The sequence below is a fragment of the Buchnera aphidicola (Pemphigus obesinymphae) genome, assembly GCF_026122815.1.
In the GTDB taxonomy this organism is placed as follows: Bacteria; Pseudomonadota; Gammaproteobacteria; order Enterobacterales; family Enterobacteriaceae; genus Buchnera_C; species Buchnera_C aphidicola_BJ.
Genome location: NZ_JAIWQW010000122.1, coordinates 1 through 302, shown reverse-complemented (window position 1 = coordinate 302; position 302 = coordinate 1). Strand labels below are relative to the sequence as shown.

The following is a 302-nucleotide window of genomic DNA, read 5'->3' as shown; positions in this document are numbered from 1 at the left end:
ATCGGATCAAAAAGTATACAAGGAGATATTAATTTTGCTAATGTATTAAAAAATATGGGAGCAATTATTAATTGGGGAGATGAATTTATTTCATGTACTAGAAACACTTTATATGCCGTTAATTTAGATATGAATCATATTCCCGATTCAGCAATGACAATAGCTATTGTTGCACTTTTTGCTAAAGGTACAACTACTATTCGTAATGTTTACAACTGGAGAGTTAAGGAAACCGATAGATTAGCTGCGATGTCTACTGAATTAAGGAAAATAGGTGCAGAAGTTATAGAAGGCAAAGATTA

Annotated in this window: 1 pseudogene; it reads left to right on the top strand. The window is 31.5% G+C overall.

Annotated features, from left to right (window positions below):
• Positions 1–302: pseudogene (locus LDP10_RS03400) on the top strand (3-phosphoshikimate 1-carboxyvinyltransferase); the annotation flags it as partial.